The sequence below is a fragment of the Caballeronia terrestris genome (genome assembly GCF_001544515.1).
Classification (GTDB): Bacteria; Pseudomonadota; Gammaproteobacteria; order Burkholderiales; family Burkholderiaceae; genus Caballeronia; species Caballeronia terrestris.
In genome coordinates this window covers 1-1,324 of sequence record NZ_FCOL02000421.1, presented here as the reverse complement: position 1 = coordinate 1,324, position 1,324 = coordinate 1, and the positions used below count along the sequence as shown (strand labels likewise).

The following is a 1,324-nucleotide window of genomic DNA, read 5'->3' as shown; positions in this document are numbered from 1 at the left end:
TCCCGGGCCCAGCGCCCCCCATCATTCCCGGGCCCATCCCATGGCCCATCATCCCGGGCCCCCACATCCCATGCATGATTGTCATCGCGCTTTGCATCGTTGCCCAGTGCTGCTCGAGTAGCTTCTGGCGTTCCTGAGGGTCTTGAGTTTTGCGAATCTGGTCCATCTGCGCCTGCATTGTCTTCATTTGCTCCTGAAGCTGGGCCAGATTCTTGTCGAATTCAGCAGCGCCTGGGGGCCGAGTTTTGGAACTGCTTTGCGGGGTACCTGTATCTTTCGACGCAGCTTGCAGGACCGGGGATGTCAACGCAATACCGGTAGCCATCGCAACCAGAAGCTTTTTCATATCTCTTCCTTGTAAACGTGCGACACGGCGACAAACCGAGTCCAGTTATCGTCCACTACAAGGCTACATGTCAGCACTGACCTTCCTTTGACGCTTGTCAACGAAGCGACTGGAATCGACTGCAAGCGATTTGATTCTTCGTGCGTGGAGACGCTGTCCCATCGTCTACAACTTGACCCAGGTCAATCACTCGGCCCGCAGACGGAAGAGCATTACGGAGTGGACGCGGCCGGGGTATCGCCGCACAGGCAGAATTCGTGGGAGCAACGATGAGCAAACTTGAAGTGTTTGAGCCGGCCATGTGCTGCGCGACTGGCGTCTGCGGCCTCGACGTGGACCCGACCCTTGTTCAGTTCAGCGCTGACCTTCAATGGTTTGCTGAACATGGTGTCGAAGTCGTTCGGCACGGCCTCGGACGCGATGCGGCAGCCTTTGCTGCCAATCCGGAAGTGGTCCGGGAGCTGCATGCGGGTATGGACCGCCTGCCCATCGCAATGGTCGACGGCCGAATTGTTTCCGTCGGGGTGTATCCGTCGCGTGGCCAACTGATTCAGAAACTGGGGCTCAAGATTCCCGCCGCCGACAAACCCCACATCACAGTCGGGGCCTGCAGTTGCAAGCCCGGCGAATGCTAACCGGCGCACCGATATGACGCTCCCTGTCGTTACAACTCACCACGTCTTTTTCACCGGCAAGGGCGGCGTCGGCAAGACATCGCTTGCCTGCGCAACGGCGCTGCGATTGGCGGAAAAGGGTAAGACCGTGCTGCTGGTAAGCACCGACCCGGCATCCAATCTCGATGAGGTCCTCGAGACTCAGCTTTCCGGGCAGCCGACGCCGGTTGCTCAGGTTCCAAACCTCCACGCGATGAACATCGACCCGGAACTCGCCGCGAAGGGCTACCGTGAGCGTATGGTGAGTCCTTATCGGGGCGTGTTGCCGGAGGCGGCAATTCGCAGCATGGAGGAACAGTTCTCC

At 59.1% G+C, this 1,324-nt stretch carries 3 protein-coding genes; 2 read left to right on the top strand and 1 reads right to left on the bottom strand.

Annotated features, from left to right (window positions below; genetic code table 11):
* On the bottom strand, positions 1–346 hold a 346-nt coding region (locus AWB67_RS37945), incomplete at its 3' end, for a hypothetical protein (protein ID WP_087660866.1).
* 269 nt (positions 347–615) lie between these two features.
* Here AWB67_RS37945 and arsD point away from each other — a divergent pair.
* Positions 616–981, top strand: coding sequence for an arsenite efflux transporter metallochaperone ArsD (gene arsD, locus AWB67_RS37940; protein WP_087660865.1), 366 nt, complete (start codon positions 616–618; stop codon positions 979–981).
* 13 nt (positions 982–994) lie between these two features.
* Positions 995–1,324: ArsA-related P-loop ATPase (locus AWB67_RS37935; protein WP_159965165.1), on the top strand; the 330-nt coding region annotated here is incomplete at its 3' end.

Excerpts from the sequence above, each read along its gene's own strand:
- arsD (WP_087660865.1), top strand. The coding sequence starts at position 616 with ATGAGCAAACTTGAAGTGTTTGAGCCGGCCATGTGCTGCGCGACTGGC.